Origin of the sequence: Kitasatospora sp. RG8 (genome assembly GCF_017813315.1) — a bacterium.
Taxonomy (GTDB): Bacteria; Actinomycetota; Actinomycetes; order Streptomycetales; family Streptomycetaceae; genus Kitasatospora.
The window spans coordinates 204,518-226,436 of sequence record NZ_JAGIYX010000003.1 but is presented as its reverse complement, the minus strand read 5'-3'; the positions used below and the strand labels follow the sequence as shown (position 1 = coordinate 226,436).

General features: G+C 76.6%; 20 protein-coding genes. 10 read left to right on the top strand and 10 right to left on the bottom strand.

Annotation, left to right across the window (positions count from 1 at the left end; all coding sequences use genetic code 11):
• Positions 1-90: 90 nt before the first annotated feature.
• Positions 91-771, bottom strand: a complete 681-nt coding sequence (locus J5Y04_RS43455) for a GNAT family N-acetyltransferase (RefSeq protein ID WP_209410829.1) — start codon at positions 769-771, stop codon at positions 91-93.
• Positions 772-1,081: 310 nt separating this feature from the next.
• On the opposite strand from J5Y04_RS43455, the gene J5Y04_RS06320 reads away from it, so the two are divergent.
• From J5Y04_RS06320 to J5Y04_RS06300, 5 genes are all read left to right on the top strand, one after another.
• Positions 1,082-1,654, top strand: a complete 573-nt coding sequence (locus J5Y04_RS06320) for a DUF4240 domain-containing protein (protein ID WP_209410828.1) — start codon at positions 1,082-1,084, stop codon at positions 1,652-1,654.
• An 81-nt stretch (positions 1,655-1,735) separates the two neighbouring features.
• The gene (locus tag J5Y04_RS06315) at positions 1,736-2,995 is read left to right on the top strand and encodes an AAA family ATPase (RefSeq protein ID WP_307852957.1); all 1,260 of its coding nucleotides are present in this window, start codon (positions 1,736-1,738) and stop codon (positions 2,993-2,995) included.
• A 53-nt stretch (positions 2,996-3,048) separates the two neighbouring features.
• Positions 3,049-3,639, top strand: a complete 591-nt coding sequence (locus J5Y04_RS06310; RefSeq protein ID WP_209410827.1) for a hypothetical protein — start codon at positions 3,049-3,051, stop codon at positions 3,637-3,639.
• Positions 3,636-5,342 (top strand): hypothetical protein, encoded by a 1,707-nt coding sequence (locus tag J5Y04_RS06305; protein ID WP_209410826.1) that lies wholly within the window; start codon positions 3,636-3,638, stop codon positions 5,340-5,342. Before J5Y04_RS06310 ends, J5Y04_RS06305 begins: the two co-directional genes overlap by 4 nt.
• Complete coding sequence (locus J5Y04_RS06300; protein WP_209410825.1) at positions 5,339-8,206, top strand: bpX6 domain-containing protein; 2,868 nt, start codon at positions 5,339-5,341, stop codon at positions 8,204-8,206. Before J5Y04_RS06305 ends, J5Y04_RS06300 begins: the two co-directional genes overlap by 4 nt.
• A gap of 218 nt (positions 8,207-8,424) precedes the next feature.
• Here the strand turns inward: J5Y04_RS06300 and J5Y04_RS06295 are convergent, their stop codons facing one another.
• The 3 genes from J5Y04_RS06295 to J5Y04_RS06285 form a co-directional block, all read right to left on the bottom strand.
• Positions 8,425-9,069, bottom strand: coding sequence for a response regulator transcription factor (locus J5Y04_RS06295; protein WP_148640651.1), 645 nt, complete (start codon positions 9,067-9,069; stop codon positions 8,425-8,427).
• Entirely contained in the window at positions 9,021-10,199 is a 1,179-nt protein-coding gene (locus J5Y04_RS06290; RefSeq protein ID WP_374105959.1) for a histidine kinase, read from the bottom strand. The genes J5Y04_RS06295 and J5Y04_RS06290 overlap by 49 nt, the downstream gene beginning before the upstream one ends.
• 298 nt (positions 10,200-10,497) lie before the next feature.
• Positions 10,498-11,325, bottom strand: a complete 828-nt coding sequence (locus tag J5Y04_RS06285) for a CPBP family intramembrane glutamic endopeptidase (protein ID WP_209410824.1) — start codon at positions 11,323-11,325, stop codon at positions 10,498-10,500.
• A gap of 168 nt (positions 11,326-11,493) precedes the next feature.
• Between J5Y04_RS06285 and J5Y04_RS06280 the strand changes: the two genes are divergently transcribed.
• The 3 genes from J5Y04_RS06280 to J5Y04_RS06270 all read left to right on the top strand — a co-directional run bounded on the left by J5Y04_RS06280 (position 11,494) and on the right by J5Y04_RS06270 (position 14,028).
• Positions 11,494-11,973 (top strand): Rrf2 family transcriptional regulator, encoded by a 480-nt coding sequence (locus J5Y04_RS06280; RefSeq protein ID WP_209410823.1) that lies wholly within the window; start codon positions 11,494-11,496, stop codon positions 11,971-11,973.
• Between the two features lie 185 nt (positions 11,974-12,158).
• Positions 12,159-13,385: an MFS transporter gene (locus J5Y04_RS06275; protein ID WP_245204366.1), complete on the top strand. Its 1,227-nt coding sequence runs from the start codon at positions 12,159-12,161 to the stop codon at positions 13,383-13,385.
• A gap of 202 nt (positions 13,386-13,587) precedes the next feature.
• Entirely contained in the window at positions 13,588-14,028 is a 441-nt protein-coding gene (locus tag J5Y04_RS06270; protein WP_148642103.1) for a carboxymuconolactone decarboxylase family protein, read from the top strand.
• A 105-nt stretch (positions 14,029-14,133) separates the two neighbouring features.
• On the opposite strand, the gene J5Y04_RS06265 is transcribed toward J5Y04_RS06270, so the two are convergent.
• Entirely contained in the window at positions 14,134-14,682 is a 549-nt protein-coding gene (locus tag J5Y04_RS06265; RefSeq protein ID WP_209411078.1) for a hypothetical protein, read from the bottom strand.
• A 128-nt stretch (positions 14,683-14,810) separates the two neighbouring features.
• Positions 14,811-15,869 carry a D-isomer specific 2-hydroxyacid dehydrogenase family protein gene (locus tag J5Y04_RS06260; RefSeq protein ID WP_209410822.1) on the bottom strand — a complete coding sequence of 353 codons (1,059 nt, stop codon included), beginning with the start codon at positions 15,867-15,869 and terminating at the stop codon, positions 14,811-14,813.
• A 100-nt stretch (positions 15,870-15,969) separates the two neighbouring features.
• Here J5Y04_RS06260 and J5Y04_RS06255 point away from each other — a divergent pair, with 100 nt between their 5' ends.
• Positions 15,970-16,392, top strand: coding sequence for a GNAT family N-acetyltransferase (locus tag J5Y04_RS06255; protein WP_209410821.1), 423 nt, complete (start codon positions 15,970-15,972; stop codon positions 16,390-16,392).
• 263 nt (positions 16,393-16,655) lie between these two features.
• Here J5Y04_RS06255 and J5Y04_RS06250 read toward each other — a convergent pair whose 3' ends face one another.
• The 4 genes from J5Y04_RS06250 to J5Y04_RS06235 form a co-directional block, all read right to left on the bottom strand.
• Positions 16,656-17,732, bottom strand: coding sequence for an AI-2E family transporter (locus J5Y04_RS06250; protein WP_307852955.1), 1,077 nt, complete (start codon positions 17,730-17,732; stop codon positions 16,656-16,658).
• A gap of 613 nt (positions 17,733-18,345) precedes the next feature.
• Positions 18,346-18,804, bottom strand: a complete 459-nt coding sequence (locus J5Y04_RS06245; protein ID WP_209410819.1) for a hypothetical protein — start codon at positions 18,802-18,804, stop codon at positions 18,346-18,348.
• Between the two features lie 173 nt (positions 18,805-18,977).
• Positions 18,978-20,168: a glutamate--cysteine ligase gene (locus tag J5Y04_RS06240; protein WP_209410818.1), complete on the bottom strand. Its 1,191-nt coding sequence runs from the start codon at positions 20,166-20,168 to the stop codon at positions 18,978-18,980.
• Positions 20,165-21,175, bottom strand: a complete 1,011-nt coding sequence (locus J5Y04_RS06235; protein ID WP_209410817.1) for an SDR family oxidoreductase — start codon at positions 21,173-21,175, stop codon at positions 20,165-20,167. The genes J5Y04_RS06240 and J5Y04_RS06235 overlap by 4 nt, the downstream gene beginning before the upstream one ends.
• Positions 21,176-21,324: 149 nt before the next feature.
• On the opposite strand from J5Y04_RS06235, the gene J5Y04_RS06230 reads away from it, so the two are divergent.
• The gene (locus J5Y04_RS06230) at positions 21,325-21,918 is read left to right on the top strand and encodes an STAS domain-containing protein (RefSeq protein WP_245204365.1); all 594 of its coding nucleotides are present in this window, start codon (positions 21,325-21,327) and stop codon (positions 21,916-21,918) included.
• Position 21,919 lies beyond the last annotated feature (1 nt).

Sequence of the window (21,919 nt, the reverse complement as noted above, 5' to 3'; positions counted from 1 at the left end):
GGACGGGGGTCCGGTGGCCCGGTGGTGCCCTCCCGTCGTCCTGCCGTCCTGCTGTCCTGCTGTCCGACGCTGGAGTCGGCGTCGGCGCGGTCAGCCCGGCAGCCGGATCGTGCCGAGCTCGTGCACCGGCAGGCCGGGGCGGAGTAGTGCCGGGGTCTCGAAGAGGGCCCCGGAGGCCATGCCCGGGACCGTCCTGAGGTACCGCCAGCCGCAGGAGCGGTAGTAGCGGTTCAGGCCGGGGTTGTCCGAACGCGCGTCCAGGCGCAGGACGACGGCGCCCGCGCCGGCCGCCCGGTGGCCGGCCCACTCGTGCAGCAGCCTGCCGATGCCGCGGCCCGCATGGGCACGGTCGACGATGCTCTTGCGCAGGTAGCGGGCCGGGACGGCGCGCTCCTCGGCCGTCCAGCGGCGCCTGCTCCCCCGAGGGCAGATGGTGCACGTGGCCACTGCCGGGCCGTCCGGTGTCAGCAGGGCGAGCACGGTCGCGCCCTTCTCGATGAGGGCCAGCCGGCGCTCGGGCCGGTCGGGGCCGGACCACTGAGGGTTGCCGTGCCGTCCGGCCACCCACGCCGACGCCTCCCGGCGCCAGCGCGCGAGCAGTTCGGCGTCCTCCGGCACGGCGGCGCGGAGGTACAGGACCAGGGGCGGCGCCGCGGTGCTGCCGTCGGCGTCGTCGTGGTCGCGGTCGTGGCTGGCGCTGGGGCGGGGGGCGGCAGGGGCGTCGGGGTGGCCGGGGTCGGCGGCGTTGTCCGGGCTGGCGAAGGTCCTCACCACTGGCGAACGAACCGACGGCGGAAAGGTTGTGCGCGCGCCGCGGGCACCGGGTTGGGCTCGTCCGAGGAGTCAGCGGCGCTCGACCTGCCCGAGCCGCCAGGAGTCGGAGTGCTGTACCAGCGGCCGTGGCCGTCGGGTCGGCAGGCTGCCCGGCGAGGGCGAGCGCCGTAGTCCGATCGTCAGCCCTCCCTGTCGCCGCCAGCCTCTGCCGACTCCTCCGGCCTGCGGGTCTGTCAGTGTGCGATGACATGGTGTGCCCGGCGGACGACCACCGCCGACACCTCACTCCACGAAGGGCCGAGGACGCATGGGCACGACCGGTACGACCGATCCGGATACCGACTCCGGCGCAGGCGCGACCGAGGGCGGTCCCGGCGCCGTCGGAGACCTGCCGGTGATCACCTGGGCGCGGTTCTGGGAGCTGATCGGGATCCTCGGCGGGCCGGCGGGGACGTCGACCTGCGACGACGTCGAGACCGGCTGCGAGCGGCTGACCGAGGTGCTCGCCGCCGGACCGGTGGGCCAGATCATCGGCTTCGGCGAGCGTCTTGCGGAGGCGCTGTACCGACTCGACCAGGAGGAGTTCGGCACCCTGCCGGTCACCGGGATGGAGCGGCCCGGAGGTGAGCCGTTCGCGCAGTCGGACGACGGGTTCCTGTACGCGCGGGCAGCGGTCGTCGCCGCCGGCCGCGCCGTGTACGAGAGCGTCTTCGGCGAGCCGGACCGGTTCGCGCCGTTCACCGCGCGGCACTGCGAGGAGCTGCTCTACGTGCACGAGGACGCGTACGAGCAGGCGACGGGGGAGGAGTGGGACAGGCTCACCCGGTACGACTACGAGAGCTGCTCCAACCGGGACGGCTGGCCGGGGCCGGGCGACTGAACGGTCCTCCGCCCGCCCGGGGGCGGCCAGCCGGAAACCCGCTGGTCGACGCGGAGACGGCCCCCGTAGACTCCGGTGCTCGTGACCGAGACCAGCACCAACCCGACCGGCGCCGTCCACCCGACCGATGCCACCCGCCAGGCCGACGCCGTCCACCCGGTCGGCTCCGTCCAGCCGACCGATGCCGTCCGCCGGGCCGACGCCACCTGCCAGGGCACCCTCGCGGGGGACGCGCAGCTGATCGGCGCCGCCGTGGCCGCCGCCGGCCGGGGCATGATCGACCGTGAGACGGTGGCCGAGGTGGTGACGCTCTGTGCGGTCGCCGGTGAGCACCTGCTGGTCGTCGGCGCGCCGGGCACCGCCAAGTCCGAGGCGGTGCGGCGGGTCGCCGGCCAGCTGGGCGGCCGTTACTTCGAGTACCTGCTCGGCCGGTTCACCGAGCCCAACGAGCTGTTCGGCCCGGTCGACCTGCGCCTGCTCCGCGAGGGCCGGGTCGAGTTCGAGACCGCCGGGATGCTGCCCGAGGCCGACATCGCCTTCCTGGACGAGGTGTTCCTCGGCTCCACCGCCGTCCTCAACACGCTGCTCGGCCTGCTCAACGAGCGGGTCTTCCGCCGGGGCCGCACCGTCCTCGCCAGCCCGCTGCGGGTCTGCGTCGGCGCCGCCAACCACCTCCCCGACGACCCCGGGCTGGCCGCCTTCGCCGACCGCTTCCTGGCCCGGGTCTTCGTCGAGCCGGTGGCCGACGCCCGGTTGGAGGAGCTGCTGGAGGCCGGCCGGCGCCCCGTGGCCGCCCCGGCCAGTCCCGGCGACCTGCTCGGCGCCGTGGACCGGCTGGCTGCCGCGGCCCGGGAGTGCGACCTGGACGAGGTGACCCCGCTGCTCGGCTCCGCACTGCGCCGACTGCGCGGGGCCGGGGTGCCGCTCAGCGACCGGCGGGCGGTGCGCTCGCAGAAGCTGGTCGCGGCGGCGGCCGTGCTCGACGGCCGGACCACGGCCTCCGCGCGGGACCTGTGGGTGCTGCCGCTGATCGCCCCGACCGCCGACACCCAGGCGCTGGCCCGGGACACCCTGGCCGACCTGATCGAGAAGGCCGCCAACCGGAGCCTGGTGCACGCCGCGGAGGAGCTCTCCCGCAGCACGGCGGCCCGGGCCGAACTGCTCGCCCGCACCGGCACCGCGCTGCTCGCCGAGCACCGCGGCCTGCCCGCCGGGCGCGACTCACGGCTGCGGCTGGAGGCTGCGCTGCGGGAGATCGACGCCGGATTCGACCCGGCCGACCTGCCGTCCGCGCTGGCCGGGATACGCGCCGAGCTGGTCGCGGCGGTCACGCCCTCGTGACCACCGCCCCGCCTTCGTTCCCCCCGCCTTCGTTGCCCCCGGCTTCGTTCCCCTTGCCGTCGTTCCCCCTGCGGTGGGAGCGCCGCGAGCCCCCGCTGCCCGCCGCCGCCGTGCTCGCGCTGGGCGACGCGGTGCCCGCGCTGGCCGCCGCGACCCGGGACCGGCTCCGCGACGGCGCCCGCCTCGGCGTCCTCGCCGACGGCCCGCCCGCCGGTGGCACGACGCCCGCCGGTCGCACGACGCTCGCCGCGGCAGGCGCGCCGAACGGCGCGAGCGCCCGGGGCGACGCCGGAGCCCGGGACAGCGCAGGCGCCGCGCCCGGCGCAGGAACCCCGTCCAACCCCAGCACCCCGTCCAACCCCAGCACCCCGTCCGACACAGGCACGGCGGTCCTTCTCGTCCTGGGCGTCGGGGCCGATCTGCCGTGGGCCGACGGTGCCCGCTACCTCGGCCGTGACGCCGGCCTGCTGGTTCCCACCACCGCCCGGCCCGGGCCCGCCGCCGCCCTATGGCGCCGCGCGCTCGGTGCCGAGGACGGACAGCTCTGCGTGCTCGTCCCGGGCCACGCGCTGGTCGCCGACCCGCCCCCGCCCGCCGGCTCCCCGGAGGCCCTGGAGCCGTACACCCGGAGCGCGGAGCGATGACGGCCACCCGCCTGCCCGCAGCCCTCGCCCCCTGGGCCGCCACCCTTTCTGCGCTCAGCCCCGAACTCGCCGTCGCCCTCGGCCCGTTGCTGCGCCGCCTGGACACCTTGGTCGGCACGCGCGAGCCCGTCGCGGACGTCCTCGGCGACCCGGACGGCCTCGGCGGCCTCACCCGTGCCGGCCGGCCGGACCGGTTGCTGCCCTCCGAGTGGCTGCTCGCCGACGCCTACCCGGACGAGTTCCTCCGGCGCTTCGTCGACGGTGAACTCCTTCACCATGCATCCGAGTTCAGCACACCGGCGGTTCGCGGGCGGATCGTCGCCCTGGTCGACAGCGGCCCGGCCCAGGCCGGTGCCGGCCGGCTCGTCCAGCTCGCCGCGCTGCTCGTCCTGCACCGCCGGGCGGCCGCCCGGGGCACCGAGCTGGTGGTCGGCGTCCTCGGCGACCCGGACGGCCACTGGCTCACCGGGGACCTCGCCGAGCTGTTGCCGGCCTGGCTGGCCTCCCGCCGCCCGTCCGATCCGACCCCCGAGGACGTGGAGCGCGTCCAGGCCGGCCTGGATGCCGAGGACCACGCATGGGTGCTCACCTCGCCCCGGCTGGGTGGACAACTCCCGGGCCGGGCGCGGGTGCTGACGAGCGAGCCGGCCCGCTGGTCCGCCGAGAGTGCCACCGGCGTCACCGTGCGGATCGACGGCTCCACGACCGAACTCCCGCTCCCCGCAGCGGAGATCGCCGTACGGGCACTGCGCGGCAGCGAGTTCCGGCGGGCCGCCTCGCCCGTGGTCGTCAACGTTCCGGCGGAGGCCGCCGGGGCCGCCGGGGGAGCGCTGCCCGCGTTCACCACCGGCACCCGCACCCTGCTCGCCCGGGGCCGTCGCCCTTCCGTCCTGCTCGCCGTCAACCTGCCCAACGGCGGGAACGGACCCGCCACCGAGGTGCGGGCGAAGCGCCACAAGCTGAACGGCCCGGTGCTCGCCGCCGGACGCATCGGCCGGCGGCTGATCGCCCTGTACGCACGCGGGGACCAGCTCGTCCCCTACGTCAGCGGCCGCCCGCTCTCCCCGGCAGGTGGCGAGCAGGCCGGGTTCACCGCCGAACTGGCCGCCTTCGGCCTCGACCGTGCCGGGCTGGCCGGGCAGTTCACCCGGCCCGTCCTGCCGCTGGTCCGCGGCGGGGACGACCTGCTGCTGCCGCTGGCCGGCCGCTGGTGGCGGATCGCGCCCGACGGCACCGTCACCGACGACGGCGAGGTCGGCCGGGGCGCCGAGGGGCCGCAGCACTTCAACCGCTTCCGTGAGCCCCGGCTGTACGACCGGAGCCTGCCGGCCGGCGCGGCCCGCGCCCGCCACCTCCTGCACAGCGGTGCCACCGTCGCCTGGTCGGAGGACGGCAGGGACTGGGAGGTCAGGAACTGGCAGGGCCAGGCGCACCGGATCTCCTTCCGGGAGAACGCCGACGTGATCGGCCTCGTCCACCACGAGGCGGTGCCCGCGCTGATCACCTGCACCCGCAGCGGCCTCCTGGTGCGCCACGTCCGCGCCGACGGCGTCCGCACCCTGACCCGCTTCTCCGGCGGCACCGCCCCGCCCGCCGTCCACCCGACGCTGCCGCTGATCGCCGCCGAGACCCGGCCGGGCCGGATCGTGGTGGGCGACGCCTACACCGGACGGATCCACCACCTGATCGGGAGCGACGATTGAGCGCCACCCCCGCCGCTGCGTTCGGTGCCACCGTCACCGCCGCCGGCTACCTCCTCGACGTGCCGGTGATCGGCGCGGCCGAGGCGGCCGCACGCGTCCTGGCGCACTGGCAGGAAGGCGCCGAGCTGCGTGAACTCCCGGACGGGCGCTGGCTGCTCGTGCTGGTGACGGCCGTGGACGGCCGGGCCGACCAGGCCCCCGGCCAGCCGCTGACGCGCACGGCCGGCGGCGCACTCGTCGCCGCCGGCACCGGCGATTCCGAGGCCCGGCCCGGGCAACTCTCCTTCACGGCGGCAGGACTGAAGGTCACTCACACCATTACTGAGCTGGCGGAGTTGGACCCGTCGGCCTGGCTCGACCCGGTCGGCCTCACCCCGCACCGCCCACGACCGGTCGGCGCCGTCGAACCCGCCGCCGAACCCGTCCTGGAGGCCCTGCCGTCGCGGCCGCAGCCCGACCTGCGGAGGGCCGCCGGAATCGGCCCCCGGAGCGAACGGGCCCACCGGCTCACCAAGGACGCTCCGGTCGGCCCCCGCCGGTCGTTCTCCCCGCCGCGGCTGGACGGCCTCGCGGCGCTGGCCGGGCCGGCCGCGTACTGGACCGCCCTGGTCGTGATGTTGGGCGCCGGGCTCCTCGCCGCGGCCAGCTTCGCGGGGCTCATCGCCGAGCGCGGCTTCCGTCCCGGCGGGTTCCTCGTCGCGCTCGCGGTCGGGCTGGTCCTGGCCCGCAACCGCGGGGGAGTTGCCGGGCCCGCCCCGGCCGCCCCCGCCGGACAGGGCTCCGCCGCCGACGGCTCCGCCGCGGGCGCCCCCGGCCGCGCGGCCCGGCGGGCCCGCCGCCCGCTGCTGGGCGGCCTGCTGGCCCGCCTGGCCCTGCGCACCCCGGCGGCCCGGCTGGTGCGCGGCCGTCACGCCCGCTACCTGCACGAACTCACCCGCGCCTTCGAGCAGCGCCGGTGGGAGGACGCCCTGCGCGACGCCGTCCGGCTCGCCGGGGCCAACGCGGCCGACCAGCGGCCCTGGCTCTCCCTCGGCCTGCCCCGCCGCTACGCGGGCGAGCTGCGCGCGACCCCGCAGGCCGGCGGCGCGGGCGGCACCTCCCCGCTCTCCGGCCCCACCGTGCACCAGCACCTCTCCGCTCTCTACCGCCGGGCCGCCGAGGAGCTGGAACGCGACGGCCGGGTCGACGAGGCGGCGTTCGTCCTCGCCGACCTGCTGAACGCACCGGCCGAGGCGGTCGCCGTGCTGATCCGCCACGACCGCACCGCCCAGGCCGCCGAACTCGCCGAGGGCCGGGACCTGGACGCCCACCTGGTGGTCCGGCTCTGGTGGCGGGCCGGCGAGCGCGAGCGCGCCGTCCGGATCGCGCACCGCCGTGGTGCCTTCGCCACCGCCGTCGAACGCCTCTCCGCCACCTACCCGCAGGCCGCCCGCGAACTGCGCGCCGCCTGGGCCGCGCACTGCCGGGACGCCGGCGACCGCCTCGGCGCCGTCGAGGCCGCCTGGCCCGACGAGTCGCTGCGGCCCTCGGTCGCGGCCGACCTGCGTGACGCCGTCGCCCTCGGTGGCCCGGCCCGCGGCCGGGCACTGCCCTACCTGCTGGCGCTCGGCGCGGGCGAGTCCACCCGGGCGCTCGCGCTGGCCGTCCTCGACACCGACGGCGACCCGCGCTCCACCGGGCGCTCGGCGCTCGCCGCGGCCCTGGCGGACCTTCCGGCCGCCGACCCGGCCGCCGACCGCGAACTCGCCACCGCCGCCGCCCGGGCGGTCGTGCGGGACGGCGGCTTCGGCGGCGCCCGGGCCGGCCGGGCCGAGAGCGTCCTCGCCAAGCGGCTGTTGGAACGCGCCGACCCGCTGGCCGCCGCCGACCTGCCCGGTCCGCGGCGCGACACCCGCCCCGCCGGCGCCGCGCCCACGCACACCGCCGCCGACCGGCCCGGCACACTGCCAGTGCTCGACGCGGCACTGCTCGGATCGGGTGCCGTGCTGGTCGCCTGCGGCCAGGCGGGCGTACGGCTGCTCACCGCCGACGGCCGTACCAAGGCGCGCTGGGACGTGCCCGCCGACGAGCTCGTCCTCGCCGACCACGGCGGCAGCGCGCTCCTCGTGGCCGGCTACGGTGCGACGCGCGAGATCGCCCGGCTCGACCTCGCCACCCGCGTCGTCCGGCCCTGGACCACCCTGCGGGTGCGGCAGCTCGCCCGGTCCTTCGACGGCCGCCACCTGGTCACCGTGGACGAGGACGGCATCGCCGTACTGGACACCCTCGCCCCCCGCCCCACCGTGGTCTGGCGCGAACTCGGCAACGGCCAGCGGCCGGTGGGCCGGATCTCCCGGACGGCGACCAGCTGCGCGGCCGTCGTCGTCTCGAACCTGCCCGACGGCTCGCCGCTCACCGAGCTGTGGCGCTGGGACCAGCCCGGATGGGAACTGCGCGCCCGGCTCCGGCTGGACCGCACGGCCGGGGACCCCGGCGACTCGGTGGTGGTCGCCGGCGGCGGCCTGCTCACCGCGCACCGGCAGTTGCAGCCGGACCGGACCACGCTCTCCTGGACCACCGACACGGCCGGGGGCGTCACCGAACTGACCGTCGATGGCCTCGCACCGCACGCGCCCACCGTCGACGGCGATCACTGGGCGCTCACCGTGCCGCTCGCGGACGGCACCGGCGCCCTCGTCCGCACCGGCACCGGCCCGGACGCCGCGCCCGCCGTCACCGTCGTCTTCCCGCAGGCCGACCCGCCGTACACGGGCCTGCGCGGGCACGCCGGCGCGGTGACCCACTGGCACCGCTCCGGCCGGGTCCTCGCCACCTCGGCGGACGGCGCCACCCTCCTCGCCAACCTGCGGGTCACCACGGACTGAGACCTGCGTGAGCTCGGCCGGAGCCGGAGCCGGAGCCGGAGTCCGAGCCGGAGCCCGAGCCAGGGCGGCAGCCGGAGCGGTCCGCGGGCCTCAGGTGAGCGGTCGGGGGCGGGCGCCCGCCCGACCTGACGGACGATCGGCGGGCGTTGGCGGGCGTTGGTGGGCGTCGACGTGCGGCGACGTACGTCGGCGGGGTCCTACCCGGCGGTCCCCCGCCCTCAGCGCTTGAGGTAGGCCAGGACCGCCAGCACGCGGCGGTTGTCGTCGGCGGACGCCTCGATCCGCAGCTTGGCGAAGATGGCGGCGGTGTGCTTGGCGACGGCGCTCTCGCTGATGTGCAGGGTGCCCATGATGGCGGCGTTCGACCGGCCCTCGGCCATCAGCTCCAGCACCTGGTGCTCGCGCGGGGTCAGCTGGGAGGTGTTCCCCCGGGCGTCGCTGCGGGCCAGGAGCTTGGCGATGACCTGCGGGTCCATCACCGTACCGCCGGCCGCGACGGTGCGGACGGCGTCGATGAACTGGGCGGTGTGCGTGACGCGGTCCTTGAGCAGGTAGCCGATGGCGCCCTCGCCCCCGGCCAGCAGCTCGTGGGCGTAGAGCTGGTCGACGTACTGGGAGAGGATCAGGACGGGCAGGCCCGGCCGGGCGCGGCGGGCTTCGAGGGTGGCCTGGAGGCCCTCGTCGGTGAAGGTCGGCGGCAGGCGGATGTCGACCACGGCCACGTCCGGCTCCTCCTCGCGCAGCGCGCGCAGCAGGGCCGGGCTGTTGTCGACGGCCGCGACCACCTCGCAGCCGTGCTCCTGGAGGGTCCGTATCAGCCCGTCGCGGAGGAGGAAGAGGTCTTCGGCAATGACGACGCGCACGGTATCTCCAGGGTCACGGTGGTCGGTCCGCCCTGCGGGCTGTGCAGGGTGAGGGTCCCGTCGAAGGTACTGAGCCTGCGCCGCACACCGTGGAGTCCGCTCCCCCGGGAGGGGTCCGCGCCGCCGCGGCCGTCGTCGGTGACGGTGACCCGCAGCACGGAGTTCGCGTGCGCCAGGCGGATCCGCACCTCGCGGGCGCCGGAGTGCTTGGCCGCGTTGGCGAGGAGTTCGCCGACCGCGAAGTAGGCGGCGGACTCGACGGGTGCGGGCAGCCGCCCCGGCAACCGGACCTCGACGTCGACGTCGAGGAAGCTGTCGAGCGCCAGTGACCGGACGGCGTCGCCGAGACCGCGGTCGGCGAGGACGGGAGGGTGGATGCCGTGGACGAGGTCCCGGAGGTCCTGGAGCGCCCGCTCCGAGGTGCTCCGGACCACGAGCAGCAGCTCGCGGGCGGTCTGCGGATCGGTGTCGAGGAGCCGGGTCGCCTTGTCCAGGGTCATGCCCAGGGCGACCAGCCTGGCCTGCGCCCCGTCGTGCAGGTCCCGTTCGATGCGCCGGAGTTCGGCCGCCTGCGTGTCCAGTGCGTCGGCGCGGGTGTCGGCCAGGTGCTCGATGCGGCGGACCAGCTCGGTGGAGTGGGGCGCGGCGAGCGTGCGCCGGCTCCACCGGGCGTGCAGTTCGAGCACCCGGGGCGCGAGGCGCAGCCCCGCCACGACGAACACGAGGCCGAGGACGGCGGCGGCGAGCATGGTGGCGGTGGACTCGACGGGGATGAAGGCGTACCAGTTGCCGTCGCCGACGAGCCGCCAGATGAACGGCTGCACCAGTGCGCCGAACACCCCGTACTCGATGAGCGCCAGCGGTACCGCGACCAGCACCCCGCCGGCCCACGGTTCCAGCCACGCCCATCTGAGGTCGTGCCAGAACCCCTCGTCGCCGAGGACGGCGGCCGCCCGCCGCCGGCGGCTCCCGGAGCCGTCGACGGCGAGCGGTTCGGGCGGGCTGATCCGGGTGCCGGTCCAGCGGGCGGTCCAGGAGCGGTACCGGTCCGACAGCCGGCGCAGCGCCGCTGCGGCGGGCGGCAGCAGGGGGAGCCCCACCCCGACCGGAAGCAGGAGCAACGTGCACACCACCAGCCCGCCGACCGCGGTCACCGCGAGGCCGGCGAGTGACAGCAGCTGGCACCGCCCGACGGCGGCCCAGCCGCCCGCGGCCCGGCCTCCGGCCCCCCGGGCCGCGACCGTGGCGTCCGCCCGCTGTGCCCCGTGCGCCCCCCGGGCCGCGGCACCCCCTGCTGCCGTGCCCCGTCGCGCTGCCGTGCCTGGCCGCTTCACCCTGCCCACCGGCTCTGCGTGCCCACCGGCTCTGCCGTGCCCACGCGATCTGCCGTGCCCACCCGCTCTGTCCTGCCCACCCGTTGTTCCCCCGTCAGCGCGCGCCGTGCTCCGCCGCGGTCACGAGCCTAGTGCCGGGCGCCCGCAGCACCCACGGCAGCGCCGCCACCAGGCACGCGCCGCCGAACAGCACCATCGGCAGCACCGCGCCGGAGTCGTCGTCCAGGAACAGGAGCATCCCCAGGTTCACCAGGGTGTGGAAGCCGCCGGCGAGCAGCAGCCGATTGGACCGGACGTGCTCCAGACCGAGGCCGAGGACGACGGACATCGCGACGGTCGCCAGCAGGAAGCCGGCCGCGTAGGCCGGGGCGTGGGTGAGGACCTGCACGTGCCAGAAGCCCCACACCAGGCCGACCAGGGCCGACGCGGCGACCGGGCCGAACCTGCTCCGCACCATGGGCTGGAGCAGGCAGCGCCAGCCGATCTCCTCTCCGCACGCGCCGACCAGTTGGGCCACCACGACGAGTGCGAAGGGGTGTGCCAGGGTGCGCGGATCCGTGAACCGGCCGGCTCCCTCCAGCAGGGCGTACGTGCCCGCGGCGAGCGCGATGATCAGTGGTGCCGAGAGCAGCACCCGGAGTTCCCTGCCCACGCGGCCCGTCTGGCCCACCGGGCCCGTCCGGCCTTTCCCGGCCCGGGCGGTGTCCGGCGTCCGGCGTCGGGGCAGCGCCCCGGCGAGACGCTGCCGGATGCGCGAGGGCCAGAGCAGTGCCACCACCAACACCCCTGCGGCGGGCCCGAACTGGGTCAACTGGACGACCTCCGGCGGAATCCCCGTCGCGGGCTGCACCGCCCCCAACGCCCCCGCCGCGACGAACGCCACGGTGAGGAACACCGCCGTCTCCGCCTTCCATGCCCGCATGTTCTCCGGCCTCCTGCTCGTGCGGTCCGTCTCTGTCGACGTCGACTCTTCCGGTCCGCGCCGCCGGGGCCATTGCGTGTAGCTGCCCAACGGGGGTGTATCCAGGTGCACCCCTCGGGCGGCGTCGGGCCTTTCCGGGTCCATTTGGGGACATGTAGTATCCCGGTTATGTTGATGGGTGAGGGTGTGGAGTGGGGCCTGCACTGCTGCCTGGCGTTGGCCTGGCTCGAGGACCAGGCGCCGATCCCGACGGGCCGGCTGGCGGAGATCTTCGAGCTGCCGCCGGTGTACCTGAAGAAGCGTCTGCAGCCGCTGGTGCGGGCCGGTGTGCTGGCCTCCGTGCCGGGCGCGCGCGGCGGGTACCGGCTGGCGCGCGCACCCGAGGACGTCACGTTGATGGACGTCGTGGCCGCCGTCGAGGGGACGACGGAGGCGTTCCGCTGCACCGAGATCCGCCGCAGGGGAGCGGGTGTCGAGGCGGCGGCGGGCGAGTTCGCGCGCCCGTGCGGGATCGCGGGCGCGATGCGGCGGGCCGAACTGGCGTGGCGCCGCGAGCTGGCCTCGCAGACCCTCGCCGACCTGCTGGCGGCAAGCCCCGCGGGTGCGCCCGGGCGTGTCCGGCGTTTCCATGAGCGGCTGGGCGGCTGACCATCCGTCATGCCGTGGGCGGGACCGTCCGCATGCCCCCTGCCGCCCCGCATGCCCCGCCGGCCCCCCATGGCCCGCGGGCCGGAGCGGCCCGCACCCCGGTCCGCCCGCCGTAGCCCGCCCGCCCGTCCGCTGTACCCAGCCCGGCCGCCCGGTCGGGCTCTTTGCGAAGGAGAATCGGGACATTGAATATCTCGTTAAGGCGGGAGTCGCCCGCTGCCGCTGCCGCCGCCCCTGCGGCCGCGACGACCGGTCCGACCCCGTCCCGGACCGGGCTCGTCCCCGTCCTGGCCCTGGGCACCTTTGCCGTGGGCACCGACGCGTTCGTGGTCGCGGGGTTCCTGCCCGACCTGGCCGCGGACCTCGGCGTGTCGACGGCGGCCGCAGGCCAGGCCGTCACCGCCTTCGCGGCGGCGTACGCCCTGCTCTCCCCGGTGCTGGCGACCCTCACCGCCCGGGTGCCACGCCGGACTCTGCTCGTCGCCGCCCTCACCGGGCTCGGCGTGGCCAACCTCGCCACGGCGCTCGCCCCCACCTTCGCCGCGCTGATCGTCGCGCGGGTGGCCGCAGCCGGCGCCGCGGCGGCGTTCACCCCCAACGCGGGAGCGGTCGCCGCCTTCCTGGCCGGCCCCGAACGGCGGGCCAGGGCCCTGGCCGTGGTGGTGGGCGGGCTGACCGTCGCGACCGCACTCGGCGTCCCGCTGGGGGACGTGGCCGGCGAACTGACGGGGTGGCGCTGGGCGCTGGCCGCGGTCGCCGCGCTCGCGCTGCTCACCGCGGCGGCGCTCGCCCTCCTGCTGCCCGCGCTGCCGGGCAACCCTGCGGTGCCACTGCGGGAACGCCTCGCGGTGTTGCGTCGTCCGGCCGTGCGCGCCGTCCTGCCCCTGACCGTGCTCGGCATGACGGCGGCCTACACGGTGTACGCGTACAGCGTTCCGGTGCTCGCGGCAGTCGGCGTCGGGGAGTCCGACACGGCGTGGGTGCTCTCGCTCTACGGGCTCGGCGCGGTGCTCGGCAATCTCGCCTCGGGGTACGCCACCGACCGCTTCGGCCCGGTTCGGGTGCTGTCGACGGGCTACCTCGTGCTGGCCGCCGGGCTCGGGGGGCTCGGCCTGCTGGCGGCCTCCGGGACACGCGCGCCCGCCCTCGTGGGGCTGCTCGCGGTGGCCTGGGGGGCGGGCAGCTGGTGCCAGACCCCCCCGCAGCAGCACCGGTTGATCGCCGCGGCACCGCAGGGGGCGCCGCTGGTCGTCGCCCTGAACTCCTCCGCTATCTACGCCGGTATCGGGTCCGGCACCGTGCTCGGCGGGCTGACGGCCCACGCCGGGGCCGCCACGATGTACGCCACCGCCGCGGCGCTCGCCGCCGTCGCCGCGGCCTGCTTGTTCGCCACCGTCGGCCGCACGCGTTGAGGGCCGGCCCGTGGGCTCGCCGGACGCGCTGGGGCCAAGGCCGGTGAGCCTGGCGGACGCGTTGGGGCCCGGCCGGTGAGCCCGGTGACTCCTTCCCGGGACTTCTTCCGCCGGCTTGTCACACTTCCGCGATCCGCTCCGTCGAAGGGATGACAGCACGAGCGAACACCGAGAGAAGGACACCACCGTGAACGACGCCCGTATGGCCAACCCCGCCGTCGTCATCCCCGAGGCGATGCCCGCGATCCTGGGCGTGCTCAAGGCCGCGAAGAAGGGCGGCGTGCCCGAGTCGACCCTCGAACTCGTCCACCTGCGCGCCAGCCAGATCAACGGTTGCAGCTACTGCGTCGTCGGCGGCGTGGCGAGCGCGAAGAAGAACGGCGAGACCGACGAGCGCCTGCACGCCGTCGCCGCCTGGCGGGAGGCGCCGTACTTCACCGACGCCGAGCGGGCGGCCCTGGAGCTGGCCGAGCACGTCACCCGCCTCGCCGACCGGGCCGTCGTGCCGGACGTCGTCTGGGACGCGGCGGCCGCGCACTTCGACGAGAAGCAGCTGGCCTCGCTGGTCCTCTGGATCAGCCTGACCAACTTCTTCAACCGTCTGAACGCCACCACCCGCCAGCCGGCCGGCGCGACCTGGTGACACCCGGGCCGTCGCTGTGACCCGCGCCTGGTGCCGGGTGGCCCCGCGCCGCCCGGCACCAGGCGACCGACACTCGGCCGTGTGGTGGTGGGGCCGGGCACCGGGCTACCGGACCGGGCCGCACTCGTCGACGAGGACGGTGGGTTCGGTCAGGAACAGTACGGGGCCGGCCGGGCCGTAGGCGACGTTGAAGGTGTCCAGCCAGTAGGACCAGTCCCGTACGCCCGCCGCGCTGGAGAAGCGGTAGTTGAGCCGCCACCGGACCCACTGCCCGGGTGCGAGCCGCACGGCCGGCGGGCGCCGCACCCGCGGCGGAAGGCCGTACAACGGCTCCACCGGGGGCAGCACCCGCAACCGGCCGTCGGCTTCGCGTAGTCCGAGCGCGCCGGGCGGCAGGACCTCCCAACCCTCCCGCGGTGCGAAGCCGTCCGCCTCGGCCATGCGCACCATGTGCACCACGCGCACCATGTGCACCACGCGCACCAGGTGTACCGGGCGTACCGGGTGCATCGACGGCACTGACGGCGATGGCGCGGACGGCGTCGAGGGCTGCGGCGGCACCGCGAAGCCGGCCGCCGCGGCGTTCCGGCGGGCCGCCGCCGGCCCGCCCCGCGACCGCTTCGTCCAGGACGTCCTCACCCACTGGACCGTGATCCCCGTGTCCCGTCCGGTCCCTGCGCCCCGTCCGGTCCCTGCGCCCCGTCCGGTCCCTGCGCCCCGTCCGGTCCCTGCGCCCCGCCCGGTTCCTGCGCCCCGCCCAGTGCCCTCGGGATGTCGGGCCGTCACGCGGTCGCCACCGGAACGCCGTCCGGGCGGCCCGCGAGCAGGGCGGCGAGGTGGTCCGCGCAGCGGAGGGCGGCGGTGGCCATCGCGCTCCGCGTCATCCCGGCGACGTGCGGGGTGAGCAGCGCGTTCGGCAGGCCGGCGAGGGGTGAGGCGAAGGCGGCGTGCTCGTGCTCGAACGTGTCGACGGCGGCGGCCGCGAGCGGGTGGGCGGGGTCGCGGAGGGCGTCGGCCAGGGCCTGCTCGTCGACGATGCCGCCGCGGGCGGTGTTGAGCAGGACCGAGCCGGGCCGCATCAGGTCCAGCTCCGCCCGGCCGATCAGTCCGCGGGTCTGCGGGGTGAGCGGCAGGTGCAGGGAGACGACGTCGCTGCCGGCCAGGAGCGTACGGAGGGAGTCGGCGGCGCGCACCGGAGCCCCGGCCGGGCGGCGGGAGAACGCCTGGACGTCCATGCCGAGGGCCCCGGCCCGCGTGGCCAGGGCCAGACCGGTCCGGCCCAGGCCGACGATGCCGAGGGTGAGCTCGGAGAGTTCCACCGTCGGCGCCACCGGTGTGCGCCAACTTCCCCGGTGCGCGGCCTCGTTGTGGGCGGCCAGGTCGCGGGTCAGGGCGAGGAGCTGGGCCAGGGCGAACTCGGCGACCGCGTTCGCGTTGGATCCCGGTGTGTGGGTGACGGCGACGCCGTGCCGGGCGGCGGCCGCGAGGTCGACGTGGTCGGTGCCGGCCCCGGCCCGCCCGATCGCGCGGAGTCGGCGGGCGAGACGGGGGTCGGTCGCCGACGCCAGGAAGGCGGCGCGCATCGGCACCCCGCCGCGGGACTTGACGGCGTCGTAGCCGAGGCCGCCCCGGACGGTCGCGGCGAGCAGTGCCGACTCGTCGAAGGCGTCGAAGTCGGCGAACTCGACCCGGATGGCCCAGGCGGCCCGCGCCGCGGCGCTGTCGGCCACCCGCCGGAGGTTGAGGGTGACGGCGAGCCCGTGGTCGAGCAGCCGCGCCAGCTCCCGGTCGAGCAGCCCGCCGGGGGCCGCGTCCAGCAGCAGGATCCGGGGCTGTGGCACGGGCTCTCCTTTCGGGGCGGCCGGAGCGTGGCGGCATCCGTCGCGACGCGGTGTCCGGGGCTGTGGGGCACCCGGAGTCGCCCACCCTATGATGTAAGGCATGTATGACGCTACTGACTCTTACGAGCTTCGGTCGGGCGTGCCCGACGTCGACACCTTCCGCCACCTCCGCACCGCCGCCGGGATGAGCGACCGCCCCGCCGCCGCGGTGGCCGCCGGGCTGCCGCAGACCTGGTACGGCGTGACCGTGCACACCGGGGACGGCCGGACCGTCGGCATGGGGCGGATCGTCGGTGACGGCGGCATGGTCTTCCAGATCGCCGACGTCTGCGTCCTGCCCGCCCATCAGGGCCGGGGTCTCGGAGGGCGGATCATGGCGGGCCTGGTCGCCGAGCTGGAGCGCCGTGCCGTGCCGGGCGCGTACGTCTCGCTCATCGCCGACGGCGACGCCCACCGTCTCTACGCCAAGCACGGCTTCGTCGGGACGGCCCCGCACTCGGTGGGCATGCACCGCCTGGTCTGACCCCGCCCCCGCTCCCGCCCCCGCCCCGGTGTCAGGTGCTAGGTGCCTGTGCCCGCCACCCCCGGCCCCCCGGCGCCCGGCGCCCGTGTCCGCCCCACCGAGCGGGCCGAGTGGGCCGAGCGGGCCGGGCCGGGCGGACTCGTCGCGGCGGCGGACTCAGGTGCCATGGCGCCCTCCCCGGTCGGTGCAGCCGCGGCTGCCATCGTCGTCCGACGGGACGCCACCCCTCCCGGCGAAGCGGCGGGACCGCCCGCGCCCCGCCCTTACGGGGCTGCCCGCCCGGTGGACGGGGGCCGGGACCGCGGCCGGGCCCCGGTCCCGTGGTCGCGGAGCTCACCGGTCACCGCCCACGCGACCGACACCACCGGCACGGCCACCACTGCGCCCAGGACCCCGCCCAGCACGGCGCCACCGGTCACCGACAGGGCGACCACCACCGGGTGGAGCCGCACCGACCAGCCGAGGACCAAGGGGTGCAGCAGATGGCCCTCGATCTGGCCGATGACCACGATCAGCCCGAGCACGAGCAGGGCGACCACCGGGCCACGCGCGGCGAGGGCGACCAGCGAGGCGATGGCCAGTGCGATGGGGGAGCCGATCAGGGGGACGAGTGCGGCGACGAACTCCAGTACGACCAGGGGGAGCACCAACGGCACCCCCAGCAGGGCGAGGGCGATGCCGACCAGGACGGCGTTGGTCGACGCCACGATGAGCACGCCGCGGGTGTAGCCGGCGAAGGTCTGCCAGGCGGCGCGGCCCGCCCGGTCCCAGACCGGCCGGGCGCCGGCGGGCAGCTGGTGCTCGGCCCAGGACCACATCCGGTCACCGGAGTGGAGGAAGAACACCGAGCAGAACACCGCGAGCGCGACCGCGGTGACCACCTCGACGGCCCGGCCCGCTCCGCTGATGGCGGTGCTGATCAGCGTCGACCGATGGGCCGCGACGAACTCGCCGAGCTTCGCCCGGAAGTCGGTGACGGTGCCCGCGTGGAGGTGGAAGGGCGCGCGGGTCAGCCAGCGGTCGAGCCGGCCCAGGCCGCCGTGCAGTTCGCTGCCCAGGCCGGTCCACTCGTCGGCGACGGTCGTGCCGACGAATGCCAGGATCCCGCCGACCAGGGCGATCGAGGCCAGGAAGGCCAACAGGACGGCCAGCGAGCGGGGCACCAGCCGGTCCAGGAGATCGACGGCCGGCCGCAGTACGGAGGTGATGACCAGGGCCAGGAACACCGCGACGACCGGCAGTTCGAGCCGGGTGAGGACGAGGACCAGGAGGAAGGCCGCCACACCGAGCAGGACCAGCCGCCAGGTGTACCCGGCGACGGTCCGCAGCCCGGGCGGCACGCCGTCCCCGGACAGCGCGGGTCGGGGCGGGGGCGTGGGTACACGCGGCCGTCGGCCGCCGGGCGGGCGGGGCCGCCGGGCCGGTCCACCGGTGTTCATCCGCACGGGCGGCCTTTCTGCGATCGGGGTCCGGTTCGGGCTGCGACATCCCGCGGCTACCCGGCGGGTCGGGGTGGAAACCGCGGGCGAGGCGCGCCGGCCACAGCCGCGCGGTCAGTGCCACCAGCAGTCCCACCAGGCCGCGCCGCCAGGCCCACGGCGATCCGCGCCGCGTAGTCGCCGGGCAGCCCGGAGTGCGGGCGGCGCAGCGGCAGGACGGCGGTGCAGTACCGGCGTGCGGTGGCACGCCGGCGGTCGCGGCGGACGGCGGCGGTGGCCCGCAGGGCGGGGAGCAGACCGGGCGCGAGGCCGGCAGGCGTCCACCGGACCTCCGGTCCCGGCGGCGTGGCCGGCCCGCCAGGCCGGCCGAGAGTGTCGGCGGGATGGCCGGCACCGGGCAGGGCGCCGATGCCCAGGCGCCCGGTCGGCAGCAGCCCGTGCGGTCGGATGTCGAATGGTGGCGCCGGAGCCATCGCCGGCGGGCCGGCGAGCGCCAGGACGGAGGTGCGGACCGTCAAGGCGTCCCGGCCGTGCCCGGCCGCGGCGCGTCGGTCGAGGGCGGCGCCGCTCCGGGCGAGGCCGGGTTCCCCGGTCCGGGCGTCGAGCGGGCCGGTACCGTGCGGGGGGACGCAGGGGGGAGTCGGACGCTGCGGAACGCGCCGTACCGCGGGCGGGGGGACGCACCGGCGAGGGCGAGCCGGGCGGTGCCGCCGAGGAGAGTCCGAGGGAGGGCCCGGAGTGCCTGCGCCCGGATTGCCTGCGCCCGGTACGCCGTACCGCCCACAGCGGCGCCGGACGCGCGCCGGACCGCGACCGCGCCGACTGCACCGTCCGCGCCGACCGTACCGAGCGCTCGGACCGCGGCCAGGCAGCCGCCGACGGCCGTCTCCAGCCTGCTGAGCGCCCTACTGATCAGCAGGGCGCTCGGCAGCAACAGCCCCCACCAGAGCAGGAGTTCGACTGTGTTGCGCATTCCTCCCCCGTCCGCCCCGGGCCCGTCCGTGCCGGGCGCCCGGCCCGCCCTCGCGGCGAGCGGCCCCATGTGTACCGCCCGGAGGGTGGCCGCGTCCCGGACGCAACGCCGCCGCGCCCGGGATGGCCCCCGCGGACCACTCGTTCGCCGCACGCCCTCCCCGGTCGGCGTGATCATCGGCTCGGCGCGCCGGCCGGGTGTCCCGAACCCCCGCCGGCCGGTGCCCCGAACCCGCCGGGTAAGGCCGCCGCGGTCGTGAGCGCGGCGAGTTCGTCGACGACGGCGGTGAGCCGTCCGTGTCGGCGGAAGGTGAGGTGCTGGCGGGCGGCGCCCGTGCCGAGGCGGTGCAAACGGGCCAGTCCGGACCGCACGGCGGCGAGGTCACCTGCGGCGGTGAGGCCGGGAGTCGCGTACTCGACGAGCTGCTCGGCCAGAGCGGACATCGGCGCGCGGCGTCCGGTGACCGGGTCGAGGCCCTCGCCGGACAGGCCGAGGCGGGCGGCGCGCCAGTGGGCGGCGCCGAGCAGACCGGCGGGCACGGGGGGCGGCCGCCGTCCGGCGTCGACGTCGGCGAGGAGGACGCCGGCCAGTCCGCGCAGCAGGGCCGCCAGCAGGACGACGGTGTCCAGGTCCGCGTTGACGTCGGCGATCCGCACCTCCAGGGTGGGCACGTGCTCGGACGGCCGGGCGTACCAGTAGATCATCCGGCGGTCCAGCAGGACGCCGCGGTCCACCAGGGCGTCCGCCAGTGCCTCGTACTGGTCCTCGTCCAGGACCGGGGCCGGGCCGACGGTGGGCCAGCGCGACCACTGCACGGAACGCCAGCTCGCGAAGCCGCTGTCCCGCCCCGCACTGAACGGCGAGTTGACGGCGAGCGCCTGGAACACCGGCAGCAGGCCGCGCAGGTGGTTGCCCAGGGCCAGCGCCTGCCCCCGTCCGTCCACGCCCAGGTGGACGTGACAGCCGCACAGCGCCCCGTCGCAGCCGTCGAGCACGCCGGCGTACCGGGCCGCCATCCGGTGGTAGCGCGGATCGTCGGTGACCCGGCGGGGGCCGGGCGCGGAGAGTACCGGGGTGCCGGAGGCGACCAGCAGGCACCCGGCCCGGGCGGCCGCCGAGGCGACGACCGAACGCAGCCGCACGAGGTCGTCGCGGAGATCGTCCAGCCGCGTCGCCGGGCGGCTGCAGACCTCGACCTGGACGGGGAAGAACTCGGCCTGGACCCGGTCGCCGAGCACGGTGGCCGCGTCCGCGATGACCTGTGGCGCGCGCTCGGCCGGCAGCCGGGTCCGGCGGTCGACGAGCAGGAACTCCTCCTCCACTCCGAGGGTGGGGACGGCGGGGACGGCGGGCGTGCCGGTCATTGCAAGCCCCGGGACAGCGCGCCGGCCGCGGTGACCAGCAGGCCCGCCGCCAGCAGCCCGTGGTGCTGGGAGGCCCACGGCTGGAAGCTTCGCCCGCGGGCCTCGGAGCCGAACCGGCCGCGCGCGCCGCGATCCTTCACGGCGTTGACCGGCGCCCAGAGGTTGACCGGGTCGTCCGCGCGGCGCGGCCGGTCCTCCTGCTGGGCGTCGAAGCCGGTGCGGGCGAGGCAGCGGTCCAGGAGGCCGGGGGCGACGGCGTTGGCGGCCAGCGTGGCGGCCGTGCGCGCACCGACCCAGTACTCGCGGCGGCGGGGGTGGTCGGCCGCGTACCGCACCGCGCGGGCGGCGACTTCGGGCTGGTGGACGGGCGGGACGGGACGGGCCCGACCGCGCATCCGGTTGAGCACCCAGTCGAACTGCGGGGTGTTGACCGCCGGCAGCTGCCCCATGGTCACCCGCACGCCCGACCCCGATGCCTGCAGTTCGCAGCGCAGTGCCTCGTGCCAGCCCTGCAGCGCGTGCTCGGCGCGGCTGTACGCGGTTTGCAGGGGGACGCCCCGGTGGGCGATCACGGAGCCGACCTGGACGACGGTGCCGTGGTCGCGCGGAAGCATCCGGCGCAGCGCGGCCCGGGTGGCGTTGACGTAGCCGAGGTCGGTGACCTCGGTGACCCGGCGGTACTCGGCCGGGCTGATCTCGGTGAACGGTGCGAAGACGGCGACGAGGGCGTCGTTGACCCAGGCGTCGACCGGTCCGAACTCCGCCTCGGCCTCGGTCGCCACCGCCTCGCAGGCGTCGGGGTCGGCGACGTCCGCCGGGATCGTGCGGACCGGTGAACCGGCGGCCTCGGCCTCGCTGGCGGCCGCCCGCAGGCCGCCCGCCCCGCGTGCGACGAGGACGAGGCGGTGGTCGTCGGTGGCGAAGGCGCGGGCACAGGCGCGGCCGATCCCGGCACTGGCGCCGGTGATGACCACGGTGCGGGGGTTCGGATGTGCGCGGAACGTCATGGACGGCGTCTTGCCGGGCGGGGGCCGCCGAAACGTCGCCGCCCGGACCGGAGGGTCTTCGGCGTCGTCCTCGTGGTCGGGTCGCGCGCGTGCTCCCGGACGTGCCCTCCGGCGTGTGTGGCCGCCGTCGGATCGGACAGACGCGGGGCATGAAACACGAGGAGTACGAGGAGTACGTGGTGCGCCCGGTTCCGTCCGGGCCGGTGGCACCACCGGCCCCGGTCGTCCGTGCGGCCCCGTACGCCGCGCGGCATGATGGTCGGGACGGCACGACGCCGTCCCGAGCGGACGGGGAGCCCACCATGCCGCGGCCGGCCGAGTACCCCTCCGACGACGGAGGGGGCGAGGAACGCGGTGGTCTGCACGTCGTCACGGGCCGGGAGGGGGCTACCCGGGTCGTCACCGTCACCGGCGAGCTGGACCTCGACACGGGTGACGTGCTGCGCAGGGCGCTGGCCGTGCCCGCGGACGAGGAGCCGGAGGACGAGGGGCTGGAGCGGATCGTCGTCGACCTCTCCGGTCTGAGGTTCTGCGACTCGACGGGGCTGAACATCCTGTTGCGCACCCGCCTCGACGCCGAGGCGGCCGGGCTCCGTATGGAGTTGGCCGGCCCGCGTCCGGTGGTCGCCAGAATGTTCGCGCTCACCGGCGTCGACGGCGTGCTGCGGATCCACCCCGACCTCGGCGCCGCGCTGCGGGCTCCCCGTCCGGTGGCGGACGCTCCTCCCCCCGACGGCGACTGAG